The sequence below is a fragment of the Methylobacterium sp. BE186 genome (assembly GCF_031457035.1).
Classification (GTDB): Bacteria; Pseudomonadota; Alphaproteobacteria; order Rhizobiales; family Beijerinckiaceae; genus Methylobacterium; species Methylobacterium segetis.
Genome location: NZ_JAVDVV010000036.1, coordinates 1 through 12,347, shown reverse-complemented (window position 1 = coordinate 12,347; position 12,347 = coordinate 1). Strand labels below are relative to the sequence as shown.

Sequence of the window (12,347 nt, the reverse complement as noted above, 5' to 3'; positions counted from 1 at the left end):
GGTTCCTTCGCCTCACGCCGCCGAGGCGATCTCGCCCGTGCCCGAGCCGATCCCCTCCGCCTTCAGGAAGGCGTGGGCATCCTCCTTGCGCTCGAAGATGTGCGGCGCCAGCCCGCGCCTGCTCAGGGCCTCCTGCATCTTGAGGCGCAGGAAGGCGCTCGTCGCGTAGCGGGTCGAGGTCAGGTAATGGTACTTCTCCATGTAGTCGATCATCTCGGCATAATCGTCGTACAGGTTCTCGCTGATGCGGAACCCGTCGTGGTTGATCACCGAGTTGACCCGCTGGCCCGCCTTCAGGCAGGCGGTCTCGAGGACTTGGCGCAGGGCGTCGATGTCGCCCTTCGAGCGGACCTGCCAGCCCTCGAGGTTCACGAAGAGCAGGTTGCGCGAGGCGTCGTAGCTCACGCGCTCGCTGAGGTTCAGGTTGAGGAGGTCGGCCAGCAGCTCCATCGGCTCCTCGGCGAAGATGCGCCGGTCCATCAGGATCGGGTTCTCGATGATCGGCGTGAAGCTCATCTGCGAGAGGATGTCCCGGCCGATGTCGATGCCGGGCGCCACCTCGATCAATTCCAGCCCCCGCTTCGTCAGGTGGAAGACGCAGCGCTCCGTCACGTAGAGGACGGGCTGGCTCCGCTCCTGCGCGAAGGGGCCGCTGAAGGTGTTCTGCTCCACGCGCTCCACGAACTTGCGCGAGCGCCCCTCCTGCACGATGCGCAGCTTGCCGTCCTCGACCTTCGTGACGAGGCCGCCATTGGTGAAGGTGCCGGCGAAGACCACCTTGCGGGCGTTCTGCGAGATGTTGATGAAGCCGCCGCAGCCATTGAGGCGGCCGCCGAAGCGGCTCGTGTTGACATTGCCCTCGCTATCGCACTCGGCCATGCCGAGGCAGGTCATGTCGAGGCCGCCGCCGTCGTAGAAATCGAACATCTGGTTCTGGTCGATGATGCAGTCGGCGTTGGTCGCCGCGCCGAAGCTCGACCCGCTCGCCAGCACGCCGCCGACCGCCCCGGCCTCGGTGGTCAGGGTGATGAAGGGGGTGACCTTCTCCTCGGCGGCGACCGAGGAGATGCCCTCGGGCGCGCCGACGCCGAGATTGACGACCCCGTTCGGCGGCAGCTCGAAGGCGGCGCGGCGCGCGATGATCTTGCGCTCGGTCAGCGCCATCCGCTTGATCCCGGTGACCGGCACCCGAATCTCGCCCGCGAGCGCGGCGTCGTGCATGACGCCGTAATTCATGCGGTGCATCTCGGGCTCGGCCACCACCACGCAATCGACCAGCATGCCGGGGACGCGCACATCCTTCGGCTTGATCGAGCCCTGCTCCACGATGCGCTCGACCTGGGCGATGACGATGCCCCCGTTGTTGCGGGCGGCCATGGCCTGGGCGAGGTTGTCCAGCGTCAGCGCCTCCTTGGCCATGCAGATGTTGCCCGACGGGTCGGCCGAGGTGCCGCGGATGAAGGCCACGTCGATCTTGGTGGCAGTGTAGAAGAGCCACTCCTCGCCATCGACCTCGACGAGCTTGACGATGTCGTCCGTCGTCACCGTGTTGACGCGCCCGCCGCCGTGGCGCGGGTCGACGTAGGTCTTGAGGCCGACCTTCGAGAACAGCCCGGGCTGGCCCGCGGCGCAGGCCCGGTAGAGCTGCGAGATCACCCCTTGCGGCAGGTTGTAGCCGATGATCCGGTTCTCCTGCGCGGCCTGGGCGACCTTCGGCATCCGGCCGAAATTCGCGGCGATGACCCGGCGCAGCAGGCCGTCGTGGTGGAGGCGGCCGGTGCCGAGCCCTTTGCTGTCGCCCGCCCCCGCCGTCATGATGAGCGTGAGGTCGCGCGGGCCGCTCGTCTCGACGAAGCGCTTCTCCAGCGCCGCGTGCAGCGCCTCCGGGATGCAGCTCTGGACGAAGCCCGTCGTCGTGACCACGTCGCCGTTGCGGATGAGCGCGATCGCCTCGTCCGCCGTGATGACCTTGTTTTTCTTCATCGGCGTTCCGTTTCCTTCCCTGGCCTCCGCTGAGCGGGAGGCTCGGCGTGGGCGTCCGGCGGCGGGCTTCTTCCGAGCCCTGGTCCGCTAAGCGATCCGCGCGAGGACCGGCCTGCCTGCGGCGGGCCAGCGCGTGTGTACCGGGGCACGTCCGAGCGTGCGCGAGGCCGGGTCGGTGTTCGCTGCTCTCAGGATAATTCGATGCGGCGATCTGGCAATCGCAGTAATTTTTGGCGTCCGCTTGAACGAAACTTGCCAGCGGGGCCGGCGCGGGCAGTATTTTGAATGCGAAATCCCAGCCTCATCTGCGCTCAGGGCGCCGACGCGAAGGTCCAACCGGACAGGGCGGTCGGGAGCGGCATGCGGGAGATGTCGAGGCCGCAGGAGGGTTTGTGGGTGCCGCCCTGGATAAGCCGCGTCAGAGCCGCCTCGGCGGTCTCGCAACTGCCGAGCGGCTCGTTCTCGTAGAAGACCACGAAGCTGTCACGGCCGGCCAGACGGATCATCTCGATCCGGAAGGCTCCCTGCGGCGTGTCGCAGAGCCAGTATCCGCGCATGTCGCGCTCCTCGCACGGGCCGCTCCCGCCGGCCTTGTTGAGGCGAATCATGCGACAAGCCTTTCCGGCCTGTCCAGATCATTTGAGAGGAGCGGCGAGAGCCGCGGGCTCGAGACTGTTTTTTTCGCTGGCGAGCGAAGGGCCGGGATTAGGGGCGCAGGTCCGCGCGTTCAATCCATAGTCCTTCATAGGATCCTGATCGCACTTGAGCCCGCCCGGCCGTGAGGCCGCGGCGGGCTCTTTTCGTGCCGGCGGTCAGGAGATCAGCGCGAAGATGCCGACGGCGATGCCGGCGCCCGCAACCGCGAGGCCGAGGAGGGTCACGCTGCTGAGCTGATCGACGGTGTCGACGCTCTGGCCCTGGCGATGGATGGGATCGTTGGCGGTCATGCGGCGCTCCTGTGCGACTGGCGGGACAGGCGGGGGCAACGCGCGACACCGGCGAAAGATCGAGCGGGCGTCAGCACCAGTCCAGGCAGGCGGAGCGCGCGATGACGGGGGCGAAGGCGTTGAGGAGCGTGCGGTCGAGCTGACCCCGCATCCCGGTCATGATGCGCACGGCCTCGGTCGCCGCGAGCGGTCCCCGATAGGCCCGGCGCTCCGTCAGTGCCGAGAAGATGTCGCAGATCGTCACCATGCGCACGAGATCGGCGATCTCCGCTCCCGCGAGGCCGTCCGGGTAGCCGCTGCCGTCGAGCTTCTCGTGGTGATGGCGCACGACGTCGATGATCTCGGCCTCGATGTCGCCCTGCGCGCGCAGCAGCTCGGCGCCGAGAACGGCGTGGCTGCGCATGAGCGCGGCCTCCTCGGGGTTGAGTCCGTTCGGCTTGTTCAGGATCGGGGCCGGGATGCGCGACTTGCCGATGTCGTGCAGCAGCGCGGCCTTGGTGAGCCGGTGGTGGTCGTCCTTGCCGAGCCCGATCTCCGCGCCGAACGAGGCCGCGTAGCCGGCCACGCTCAGCGTGTGCTGGTAGACCTGCGCGTCGTGGCGCCAGACCACGTCGAGCCAGTCCCGGATCCCGCTCTCGGAGACGGCGGCGAGCACGGTCTCGGTGCCCCGGTCGGCCTCCTCGCTGCGCAGCCGCCGGTCGGCCGAGGCGCGGAAGAACAGGTCGGTCACGATCCCGGTGGCCGCCTCGGCCCGCGCGTCGAGGCGCCGGGCGCCGGCCGCCGTGGCGCGGGCGGCCCCCTCGATCATCTCCAGGATCCGGGCGAGCACCGTCTCCCGCGGGGTCGCGGCCGGCAGGACCGCCTGCGCCGCGAAAGCCTCCACCCCGTCCGCTCCCGCCCGCTTGTCCCCGGTCGGGTCCCCGGTCAGGACGAGGGTCGGGAGCGGGCGCTCGCGAAGACGGGCCGCGAGCGCCTCGGCACGGGCGGCCGTGCCCGTCCCGAGATCGATCACGACGGCGAGGGGACGGCGCTGGGGCAGCGGGCTCGAGAAATCCAGGCAGGTGCAGGCCATCACCCGCTCGATCCCACGGGCGAGCCCGGCGGCCTGCGCGGGTCGGTCGCTCACGATCAGAACGAAGGCATCCCGCATCATGGGAGGGTGGTCCGGCTCGGTCGCCGCAGGATGTCGGCACGGCGCCCGAGGGTAAAGGATCCCTTCAGGCTACACGAAGAAGTGTAAGGATTCGTTGCGAGGTCCCGGGCGCCGCACGCTCCTTCGCCGTTCGCGGGACGGGAGCGGGATCCTGTGATTCAGGGCGCATTAGCGAAGATCGGCGATCCTCGCGGGCATGAGCGATCTGCCCCTGTCCGTCGATCTGGCCGGCGACACCTTCGTGTTCGCGGCCTCCGCTGCCCCTGTCCGGGCCGCATTCCTGCCGCCTGCGCCCGAAGCCGTGCGGCGCCGGCAGCCTGGCCGCTGGCTGATCTGGCTCATCGGATCCCAGATCGCGGCGAGCGCCTGCCTGACGACCTACGTCGCCTACGCGATGGCCCCTGCGATCCAGCGGCCGCTGCCGGACTTGGCGACCTACGCGCTGCGCCTCGGCGCAGAATCGTCGGCGCCTCTTCCCGCCGCGGTTCACGACGGCTTCCGCCTGCGCCTGAGCTTCCACGACGCGACCGACTGAGCGGGCGGCACGGATGGCGGATCCCGGTTCGGGCACACGCCCTGGATCGGTCGCGCGACATGCCACGCGGACCCATGCCACGCGGGCCCGAGCATTCCCCATCGTGAGGCATCCCCCATCGTGAGGAAAGCCCCGCGGACCGGCCGGTCCGCGGGGCTGATTGCTACTCCGCCGCGATCTGCACCGGCACGGCCGGTCCGATCCGGGCCGCGCAGAACTTGAACTCCGGGATCTTGCCCATCGGGTCCAGGGCCGGGTTCGTCAGCAGGTTGGCGGCCGCCTCCGCGTAGCAGAAGGGCATGAAGATGAACCCGTCCGGCACGTCGCGGTCGGAGCGGACCTTCACGTGCACGGCGCCGCGGCGGGTCTCGAGGCGCATCGTGTCGCCCGGGGTGAGGCCGTGCTTGTGCAGCTCGCGCGGCGCCATGAAGGCGACCGCCTCGGGCTCCAGGGCGTCGAGGACGCCCGCGCGGCGGGTCATCGAGCCCGTGTGCCAGTGCTCCAGCACGCGGCCCGTGGAGAGCACCATCGGGAACTCGGTGTCGGGCACCTCGTCCGGCGGCACGATGTTGGCAGGCACGATCTTGGCCCGCCCGCTCTCGGTCGGGAAGCCGGCGTAGAAGATGATCTCGTTGCCGGGCTTGTCGGGCGCGTCGACGGGGTAGGTCACCGCACCCTCGCGCTCCAGGCGCTCCCAGGTGATGTTGTTCAAGGACGGCATCACCTGCGCCATCTCGTTGAACACGTCGGCGGGGCTCTTGTAGGTCCAGGACAGGCCCATCCGGTTGGCGACCTCCTGGATGATCCACCAATCCTGGCGCGCATCGCCGGGCGGCGGCACCACCGGCCGGGCGATCTGCACGCGGCGGTCGGTGTTGGTGAAGCTGCCCGCCTTCTCGGCGAAGGCCGAGGCCGGGAGCACCACGTCGGCGTGAAAGGCGGTCTCGGTCAGGAACAGGTCCTGCACCACGAGGTGGTCGAGCATCGCGAGCGCGTGCCGGGCATGGTTGAGGTCGGGGTCCGACATCGCCGGGTTCTCGCCCTCGACATACATGCCGCGGATCTCGCCGGCATGGATCGCCCGCATGATCTCGACGACCGTGAGCCCGGCCTTGCGGTCGAGGGACTGGCCCCAGAAGTTCTCGAACAGCTCGCGGACCGCCGCCTTCTCGACGGATTGATAATCCGGGTAGACCATCGGGATCAGGCCGGCGTCGGAGGCGCCCTGCACGTTGTTCTGCCCGCGCAGCGGGTGGAGGCCGGTGCCGGGGCGGCCGATCTGGCCGGTCGTCAGCGCGAGCGCGATCAGGCAGCGGGCATTGTCCGTGCCGTGGACGTGCTGGCTGACGCCCATGCCCCAGAAGATGATCGAGGCGCGGGAGCGCGCGTAGAGACGGGCCGTCTCCCGCAGGGTCTCGGCGTCGATGCCGCAGACGGGCGCCATCTTCTCCGGGGTGAACTCGTGGATGCGCTCCTTCAGCGCGTCGAAGTTCTCCGTGTACCCGGCGATGTACTGCTCGTCGTAGAGGCCTTCCTCCACGATGACGTTCAGCATCGCGTTGAGCATCGCCACGTCCGAGCCCGGCTTGAAGGCGAGGTGCTTGTGGGCGTGGCGCGACAGGACCTGACGGCGCGGGTCCATGATGATGAGCTTGGCGCCGCGCTCCTTGACCGCGTTCTTGATGAAGGTCGCGGCGACCGGGTGGTTCACGGTCGGGTTCGCGCCGATGATCACGATGACCTCGGCGTCGAGGGCGGCCGAGAACGGCGCCGAGACCGCACCCGAGTTCAGCCCCTCCATGAGCGCGGCCACCGACGAGGCGTGGCAGAGGCGCGTGCAATGGTCGACGTTGTTCGAGCCGAAGCCGAGGCGCACGAGCTTCTGGAAGAGGTAGGCCTCCTCGTTCGAGCCCTTGGCCGAGCCGAAGCCGGCGAGGGCCTTCGGGCCGTGCTGGTCGCGGATGCCCCTGAGGCCGCCGGCCGCGCGCTCCAGGGCCTCCTCCCAGGTCGCCTCACGGAAATGCGTCCAGGGATTGGCCGGATCGACCTGATCGTTCGCGTCCTTCGCGACGCCGTCGAGGCGGATCAGCGGCTTCGTCAGGCGGTGGGGGTGGTGGATGTAGTCGAAGCCGAAGCGGCCCTTCACGCAGAGCCGGTTGCGGTTGGCCGGACCGTCGCGGCCCTCCGCGTAGACGATCTTCTCGTCCTTGACCTTGTAGGAGACCTGGCAGCCGACGCCGCAATACGGGCAGAGGGAATCGACCTCGCGGTCCGGATAGACCGTGCGGGTCTGGTTCGCGTCGAGATAGGCCGCGGGCATCAGGGCACCGGTCGGGCAGGCCTGCACGCACTCGCCGCAGGCGACGCAGGTCGACTGGCCCATCGGGTCGTCGAAGTCGAACACGACCTTGGCGTCGGCCGCGCGGTAGGCCATGCCGATCACGTCGTTGACCTGGACCTCGCGGCAGGCGCGGACGCAGAGGTTGCACTGGATGCAGGCGTCGAGATTGACGCTCATCGCCGGGTGGCTGACGTCGGGCTGCCAGCGCTCCACCGCCGGGAAGCGGCTCTCGCTGATCTCGACGTGGTCGGCCTGGTGCCAGAAATGCGAATCCGGGTCGTGCGAGGTCTCGCGGGCCGGCTGGTCGGCGACGAGGAGCTCCATCACCATGGCGCGGGCCTTCACGGCCCGGTCGCTCTGCGACTTCACCTTCATGCCGACGCCGGGCACGCGCTTGCAGGACGCGGCGAGGACGCGCTCGCCCTCGATCTCGACCATGCAGGCGCGGCAATTGCCGTCCGGCCGGTAGCCGGGATCAGGCTTGTGGCAGAGATGGGGGATGTGCGTGCCGAGGCGCTGGGCCACCTGCCAGATCGTCTCGCCGGGCCGCGCCTCGATCTGTTGCCCGTCGAACTCGAACACCACGCCGGGAATGCCGGCCGGGATGTTCCTCAGGCCGAGCGTGCCGCTCGGGGCCGGGCCCTGCTGGCCGCCGGATTTCTGCCCCTGCGAGTAGGAGCCGCCCTGCGCCGTCGTGCCGGAGCCCTGGCCGCCCGCGTCCTGCGGGCCGGTCGGGCCCTTCACGAGGGGGTCTGTGCCGCTCGGGTTGCTGTTCTGGGTGCCGCTGCTCATCAGGTTCCGCTCCCGCCCGCTGGGCTGCCCTTGAGAGGGCACGCACCGGCGGCTCGTTCTCGTGGGGGCCGCCGGAGGCGGCGGCCCTGGCTTCGCGCGTACCCGGCCGGGCTCCCGCCTACTCCGCCGCCATCGGGCGCGGAGTGGGGAACAGGTCGGGGAAGAACTTGATAACGCTCGTCAGCGGATTCGAGGCCGCTTGGCCGAGGCCGCAGATCGAGGCGTCACGCATGCATTGCGACAGCTCGCCGAGGAGCTCGGTGTCCCAGATGCCGTTCTCCATCAGCATCCGGGCCTTCTGGGTGCCCGCCCGGCAGGGGGTGCACTGGCCGCAGGACTCGTCCTCGAAGAAGCGCATCAGGTTGAGGGCCGCGCCCTGGACGTCGTCCTTGTCCGACAGGATGACGACGGCGGCCGAGCCGATGAAGCAGCCGTATTTCTCGAGCTTGCCGAAATCGAGGGGAATGTCGCCCATCGAGGCCGGCAGGATGCCGCCCGAGGCGCCGCCCGGGAGGTAGGCCGCGAAGCTGTGCCCGTCGGCCATGCCGCCGCAGAACTCGTCGATCAGCTCCTGCACGGTGATGCCGGCGGGGGCGAGCTTGACGCCCGGCTCCCTCACCCGGCCCGAGACCGAGTAGGAGCGCAGGCCCGCCGAGCCGTTGCGGCCGTGGCTCTTCCACCACTCGGCCCCGCGCTCGATCAGGTCGCGCACCCAGAACACGGTCTCGACGTTGTTGATGAGGGTGGGGCGCCCGAACAGGCCGACCTGGAACGGGAAGGGCGGCTTGTGCCGCGGCAGACCGCGCTTGCCTTCGAGCGACTCGATCAGCGACGATTCCTCGCCGCAGATATAGGCGCCCGCGCCGCGGCGCAGGTGCAGGCGGGGGCCGCCGGCCGGGAGCTTGGCGATCTCGCGGGCGAGGATTTCGCGGGCGATCGGATACTCGTCGCGGATGTAGAGGTAGACGTCCTCGGCCTCGACGACGTGCGCGCCGATCAGGGTGCCCTCGAGGAAGCGGTGGGGATCGGTGTTGAGGTAGAGCTGGTCCTTGAAGGTGCCGGGCTCGCCCTCGTCGCCGTTGATCGCCATCAGGCGGGGTCCGGGCTCGCCGCGCACCGAGCGCCACTTGCGGCCCGTCGGGAAGCCGGCGCCCCCGAGCCCGCGCAGGGCCCCGTCGTCGAGGACCTTGAGCACGTCCTCTACGCCGAGTTCGCCCGAGCGCAGGCGCTCCAGGGTCTTGTAGCCACCGCCCGCCCGGTAGGCGTCGTAATCGACGTAGGCCGGGATATGGGCGTGGGTGTCCCGCGCCTCGACCGCGGCCTTGACGCTCGCCACGTCCGCCCGGTGCAGGAAGTTGTGGCCGACCTCGACCGCGGGAGCATGGTCGCAGAGGCCCACGCAGGGCGCCCGCACGACCCGCACCTCGGAGCCGAGCTCCGCCTGGAGCGCCGAGAGCAGGTCCTCGGAGCCGTGCATGGCGCAGGTGATGCTGTCGCAGACGCGCACGGTGAGAGAGGGGATCGAGGCCTCGCCGTCCCGGATCACGTCGAAATGCGCGTAGAAGGTCGCGGTCTCGAACACCTCGGCGAAGGCGAGCCGCATCTCGTCGGCGAGCGCCGCGAGATGGGCGGCGCTGATCTGGCCGTAGGTGTCCTGGATCAGGTGCAGGTGCTCGATCAGGAGATCCCGCTGGCGCGAGCGGTCGCCGAGCAGCGCCTCGATCTCGACCTTGGCGCTGGGATCGACCTGGCGTCCCTTCGGCACGGGCCTCGCACGCTCGCGACCGAGGCCGGGGTGATCGAACCGCTGGACGCGGGAGTTATCGTGCTGGTTCATCCCGCCACTCTAGCCTCTGGCATACAAAATACAAGGGTCGCTGCAGACCGTTGCGGCGCGTCAGGACGAGTCAAGTCGGTGTCCGGCGCCGCGAGCGGAGGTCCATCGCGATGCCTGCGCCCAACTATGCCGCGAGGGGCATAGCATGCGATTCAGAGGGCGAGAAGTTTCCAAGACTTAAGCTTTGGCGGTCGGCGGCTGTCCCTGACCTTCTCCTGTGGGGAGTGCGTCAATCCTTGCGACCAGAAATATTTCCTTTTGCGATGCGACATTTCTTGCACAATGATGCAGAAATGCGGTCGATCCCGCCGTGCCTGCCTCAAAATCGGGCTTTGGAACGGGTCGAAACTGCGAAAATGCGGGACAGGAAATTTATTGCAGGTCGGTGCGCACCGTCAGAAACACCGCCTGACCGGGGTCGGAGACCTGCCTGCGGACCTTAGCCTCGCGGCAAAGGCATGCCTGACCCCTCTCGCGCGCATACCCATCCGCGGGTGGGAGACGAAGGCCTGCCGACGCCCCGGCGAGGGACTACTGCCCCCCGAATGACCGCAAGGGGCGACCCGCCTCCGAACGAGCCTCCATCCGGGCGGCCCCGGTTCGCAGGTCGAACGCGACGAGGCGCGGCCCGGCAACCGCCTCAAGGGCTACCTCGAAGGCATCGAGGGCCCTATTGATCCGGTCGATGCAGGTGGGGTCCTCCGGATCGCACCCCGCGAGGCCATCCGACAGAACGGCCGTGCGGACCTGTTTGATGAGGTCGGGGGTGAGCGGAGGGCGCGTCCCCTCGGCATAGGCCGCCGCGACGGCATCGGCCAGCGCCTCGTGACTTCGGTGATCGCTCATCCTGATCCTTCTCCGCCGCGCCGAGATCGAACGGCCCGCAGCGCTCAACGTCGAGAGGATGCTTCTCGTTTCCACGACGCCCCGGATCGGAGGGAGGAGACTGCCCGTGGGGCGCGAGGGAACAAGAAAAACGCGCTCCCTGCCGAGAGCGCGCTGAAGGTAGTCCCATGTCTCAGGAAGGACCCGAGGTGCATACCAGCTTTGTATACCAGATACCAGCCTGACATGCGCCCGTGCCCTCGAAATCTGCCCGGCGCTCTGATCGATGGGCGTCGCGCCTGCCATCGGGTGCTCCGCACCCGGCACACGCCTCCGCTTGCCTGCCTCCAAGCGTGCGCGGGCCGAAACGGAGAGGGGGCTGCCGAACGAACTCGGCGGCCCCTTCGCTCGGTCGCGGGAAGGGTCAGGGGCTCGCGCCCCGTCGCAGCCGCTATTCGAGGTAATCGCCGTAGGTGTTGACGTGGGCGGCGAGGCCGAGGCCGTGATCGCGCACCAGGGTCTCCGCGACCTCCTTCTGGCGGGCCTCCAGCGCCTTGATGATCTGCACGTGCTCCTTGATCGACTTCTCGGAGCGATCGCCCTGGCGCAGAGCCGTGTTCCGGATGCCGCGCACGTGCATCAGCAGGTTGCTCGACAGATCCTCGATCACCTCGCACTGCCCCAGCGAGATGATCTTCTGGTGGAAGCGGATATTGGCGTCCGAATACTCGTCGATGTGCTCCGAGGGCCTACCCTCGTAGAATTCCGGGAACATCTCGCGCAGGGATTTCAGCTGGGCGTCCGTTGCGCGCTCGCAGGCGAGCCGCGCGGCCATGCTCTCGAGCGCGGCCCAGGCGTGGATCATGCCCACGATCTCCTTCTTCGTCTTCTTGATGACGAAGACGCCGCGACGCGCCTCGGAGCGCACGAAGCCCTCCTGCTCAAGGACCGTCAGGGCCTCGCGCACGGGCGTGCGGCTGACGCCGAGATCCTGGGACAGCTTGCGCTCGTCGAGCCGGACTTCCTCGGCGCGGCCGTAGATGTCCATGTTGGTGATGGCGGCCTTCAGCGCCTCGTACGCCAGCGTCCGCAGGCTCGAGCTCGCGACGATCGGCGTGATGTTGAACTGATCGCTTTTCACCATTACCGCACCCAAACGTTCTTCGGCTCCGCGCCGCAGGCCGGCGAAATCCACGCACGGGCGCCGAGACCTACTGCAAAGCCTGAACACCGCCTAGTGTTCTGCCCTGATCTTCCTCGTGTTTCTGCCCGATCGTGCTGCCTGACACGGGCTCCGATCATGGAATAGATTCTGGTATACCAGATACAATCTGTCAATTCATGAGATCGCATCCCCGGTCGGGGGCGCGCGCATGGCGTCAGCCTGCTCGCGTACGCTCACGCCGATGGCTGCAATTGGCCTTCGGCGTCGTCTGCATGTGCATGATCGCGAACATGCAGTACGGCTGGACCTTCTTCGTCAACCCCATGCAGGAGCGCCACGGCTGGGATCGCGCCGCGATCCAGATCGCCTTTACGCTCTTCGTCGTCACCGAAACCTGGCTCGTCCCCATCGAGAGATGGTTCGTCGACAAGTACGGCCCGCGCATCGTCACGCTGTTCGGCGGCCTGCTCTGCGGCATCGCCTGGGTGATGAAGTCCTACGCCGAGTCGCTGACCACCCTCTACATCGCGGCCGCGATCGGCGGCACGGGCGCCGGCGCGGCCCCGAGCGGGGTTGGGAGGAAGGCCCCTGAACGAAGGGCGCCCGTCCGTTTCCGGACGGGCGCCCCGTCTTCGTCGGAGAGGGCGGGACGCGTCCCGCCCCCGGAGGGTGGTTCAGCCTTTGAGGCGTTCGAGGAGTGTTGATCCGAGGCGGGCGGGCGAGGGCGAGACCCGGATGCCGGCCGCCTCCATCGCCGCGATCTTGTCCT

9 protein-coding genes and 2 pseudogenes are annotated in these 12,347 nt (G+C 68.7%); 2 read left to right on the top strand and 9 right to left on the bottom strand.

Features of this window, described 5'->3' with window-relative positions:
- Window positions 1–12: 12 nt before the first annotated feature.
- The 4 genes from J2X36_RS24535 to J2X36_RS24520 form a co-directional block, all read right to left on the bottom strand.
- Entirely contained in the window at window positions 13–1,983 is a 1,971-nt protein-coding gene (locus J2X36_RS24535; RefSeq protein WP_132253056.1) for an acyl CoA:acetate/3-ketoacid CoA transferase, read from the bottom strand.
- Window positions 1,984–2,294: 311 nt separating this feature from the next.
- On the bottom strand, window positions 2,295–2,540 hold the full coding sequence (locus J2X36_RS24530; protein WP_132253053.1) for a hypothetical protein: 246 nt from the start codon (window positions 2,538–2,540) through the stop codon (window positions 2,295–2,297).
- Between the two features lie 255 nt (window positions 2,541–2,795).
- Window positions 2,796–2,930 carry a hypothetical protein gene (locus tag J2X36_RS24525; protein WP_310354558.1) on the bottom strand — a complete coding sequence of 45 codons (135 nt, stop codon included), beginning with the start codon at window positions 2,928–2,930 and terminating at the stop codon, window positions 2,796–2,798.
- A 70-nt stretch (window positions 2,931–3,000) separates the two neighbouring features.
- Window positions 3,001–4,083 (bottom strand): HD domain-containing phosphohydrolase, encoded by a 1,083-nt coding sequence (locus tag J2X36_RS24520; RefSeq protein ID WP_310354556.1) that lies wholly within the window; start codon window positions 4,081–4,083, stop codon window positions 3,001–3,003.
- 196 nt (window positions 4,084–4,279) lie between these two features.
- Here J2X36_RS24520 and J2X36_RS24515 point away from each other — a divergent pair, with 196 nt between their 5' ends.
- On the top strand, window positions 4,280–4,618 hold the full coding sequence (locus tag J2X36_RS24515; RefSeq protein ID WP_310354553.1) for a hypothetical protein: 339 nt from the start codon (window positions 4,280–4,282) through the stop codon (window positions 4,616–4,618).
- 163 nt (window positions 4,619–4,781) lie between these two features.
- Here J2X36_RS24515 and fdhF read toward each other — a convergent pair whose 3' ends face one another.
- The 4 genes from fdhF to J2X36_RS24495 form a co-directional block, all read right to left on the bottom strand.
- Entirely contained in the window at window positions 4,782–7,751 is a 2,970-nt protein-coding gene (gene fdhF, locus J2X36_RS24510) for a formate dehydrogenase subunit alpha (RefSeq protein ID WP_405029852.1), read from the bottom strand.
- Window positions 7,752–7,869: 118 nt separating this feature from the next.
- The gene (locus J2X36_RS24505) at window positions 7,870–9,588 is read right to left on the bottom strand and encodes an NAD(P)H-dependent oxidoreductase subunit E (RefSeq protein ID WP_132253045.1); all 1,719 of its coding nucleotides are present in this window, start codon (window positions 9,586–9,588) and stop codon (window positions 7,870–7,872) included.
- A 531-nt stretch (window positions 9,589–10,119) separates the two neighbouring features.
- Entirely contained in the window at window positions 10,120–10,434 is a 315-nt protein-coding gene (locus J2X36_RS24500; RefSeq protein ID WP_310354550.1) for a hypothetical protein, read from the bottom strand.
- 430 nt (window positions 10,435–10,864) lie between these two features.
- Window positions 10,865–11,557, bottom strand: coding sequence for a GntR family transcriptional regulator (locus J2X36_RS24495; protein ID WP_132253040.1), 693 nt, complete (start codon window positions 11,555–11,557; stop codon window positions 10,865–10,867).
- Between the two features lie 293 nt (window positions 11,558–11,850).
- On the opposite strand from J2X36_RS24495, the pseudogene J2X36_RS24490 reads away from it, so the two are divergent.
- Window positions 11,851–12,138: pseudogene (locus tag J2X36_RS24490) on the top strand (MFS transporter); the annotation flags it as partial.
- A gap of 114 nt (window positions 12,139–12,252) precedes the next feature.
- Here J2X36_RS24490 and J2X36_RS24485 read toward each other — a convergent pair.
- Window positions 12,253–12,347, bottom strand: a pseudogene (locus J2X36_RS24485) (succinate--CoA ligase subunit alpha); the annotation flags it as partial.

Bases quoted from the DNA above. Each gene is read 5' to 3' on its own strand.
- J2X36_RS24535 (WP_132253056.1), bottom strand. From the start codon at position 1,983: ATGAAGAAAAACAAGGTCATCACGGCGGACGAGGCGATCGCGCTCATC.
- J2X36_RS24530 (WP_132253053.1), bottom strand. From the start codon at position 2,540: ATGCGCGGATACTGGCTCTGCGACACGCCGCAGGGAGCCTTCCGGATC.
- J2X36_RS24525 (WP_310354558.1), bottom strand. From the start codon at position 2,930: ATGACCGCCAACGATCCCATCCATCGCCAGGGCCAGAGCGTCGACACC.
- J2X36_RS24520 (WP_310354556.1), bottom strand. From the start codon at position 4,083: ATGATGCGGGATGCCTTCGTTCTGATCGTGAGCGACCGACCCGCGCAG.
- J2X36_RS24515 (WP_310354553.1), top strand. From the start codon at position 4,280: ATGAGCGATCTGCCCCTGTCCGTCGATCTGGCCGGCGACACCTTCGTG.
- fdhF (WP_405029852.1), bottom strand. From the start codon at position 7,751: ATGAGCAGCGGCACCCAGAACAGCAACCCGAGCGGCACAGACCCCCTC.
- J2X36_RS24505 (WP_132253045.1), bottom strand. From the start codon at position 9,588: ATGAACCAGCACGATAACTCCCGCGTCCAGCGGTTCGATCACCCCGGC.
- J2X36_RS24500 (WP_310354550.1), bottom strand. From the start codon at position 10,434: ATGAGCGATCACCGAAGTCACGAGGCGCTGGCCGATGCCGTCGCGGCG.
- J2X36_RS24495 (WP_132253040.1), bottom strand. From the start codon at position 11,557: ATGGTGAAAAGCGATCAGTTCAACATCACGCCGATCGTCGCGAGCTCG.